Consider the following 1,624-nt stretch of genomic DNA (forward strand, 5'->3'; position numbering starts at 1 on the left):
GGCGGCCGCCGTCGACTGGAGTTCCATCGGTGTCACTGCTGGCGCCTACGCTCTGTTCGGCCCGGCGATCGCCGTCGGGTGGGCGCTCCGCGAGTTCGAAATCTACGGCGCTGACAGTCCTGCTGAGGGCCTCACTCCAGAGGTCTTGAAACAACAGGTCTACCAAAGTGCCAAGACCCGAGCATCGACCAACGCCTCGACCATCGTGGATAATCGAAACATCCTCGACGGCCTCGAACACACTGCGTACACCGAGGCGAAGATCGCAGCCATCGAGAAGCTGAACGCCGGCGAGTCCGAGTCTAACGTTCTCGATGCTGCGACCTCGGCTGTAAACTCGTACTTCGCTACTGTCGAATCGAACTATATCAAGTCGTGGAATGAGTCCGTCCTAGAGCTTGAGCAACTCGCCAACTCTCTATCGTCCCACACTGATACCGCCACTACGGATGTCCTTAGTGGTGCGGAAAGCGGTAGCTTCCCGCCTGATCCTTCGTTGTTCAAGACGAAGACTGCTACCCTCGCTGATGGAACTACTCTAGACATCCAGACCATCGAGTTCAATCGAGATAATGATACGTACGATTACAACTTCAGGCTCCAGAATCTCGACCCCGGCTCCGGTGGTCTACAAAAGGTGTGGGTCAGTCACGATGGCGACACGTTCACCTACCTCGACTACGCCGACTGGAACCCCGTCTGGTCCGACATGCAATCCAAACTCACCAATGTCCGCAACGGCATCTCGACGTGGGTCTCGTCGGTCTACGGCGACGTTCAGAGCGGCGACATCGAGATCTCCGACCTCGTGACGCCGAAAGAACGCGCTGCGATGATGTCCAAGGAGGAAGGCATGAGCCAAGCGATTGCCGACCTCATTGCGCTCAACATCCCGGTCGACCCGGAGCGCGAAGCGACGATCACCATGGGGGATACGGGCGCGACAATCTCCGGCACGTTCGCGCTGACCGACCCCTCTGATGGGCCGCTCGAAACCGGCCAAACCTACGACACGTCGAACTTCTCGGGCGACGTGTACTTCACCGCGGACATGAGCCTCGTCGAGGGCGATTGGTCGGCCTACCAGACCGGCGTCGACGGCGGGAATATCACTCTCACCGAAGACCCGTATGATGGCACCGCTGTCGAACTGGAGACCGCGGCCAATGAGACGGTAACTGTCGACTCCGGAAACTGGACCGCAACCGGAAACGGGACGTGGTACTACGACGCGTCCGCCGACCTCGAAACCGACATTACGGAAATCGTCTCTGCCCGCTTCCTTTCGACCTCGACCGAAACGCAGTTCGAGACGTTCCAGATTCAGGGTTCGTTCACCGTGGACAAGCTCGTCAACACGCAGTCCGGTGAAGAAGTGACCTCGACGAGCTTCGAGAACTCTGAGCCGCAGACTGACTCGAACTACATCACGCAGGACGAGTGGGACCAGCTCGAACAGCAGAATCAAGAGCTGATCGAGAAGTACGAGAACTCGCAGTCCGGTGGTGGTATCGACCTCGGGCAATTCGACATGTTCGGTATCCCCGGTGAGATAGTCGCCGTTATCGCCGCCGCGCTCGTCGCGCTCGGCGTCTTGGGCAACTGACCATGCTCCCCCGATTTT

1 protein-coding gene is annotated in these 1,624 nt (G+C 58.7%); it reads left to right on the top strand.

Annotated elements, in window-relative coordinates:
• Positions 1 to 1,606 (top strand): hypothetical protein (locus tag EXE44_RS20355; protein WP_158293484.1); only part of this gene is annotated, 1,606 nt, incomplete at its 5' end.
• Positions 1,607 to 1,624 lie beyond the last annotated feature (18 nt).

It is taken from the genome of Halorubrum sp. SS7, from assembly GCF_005435055.1.
Lineage (GTDB): Archaea > Halobacteriota > Halobacteria > Halobacteriales > Haloferacaceae > Halorubrum > Halorubrum salinarum.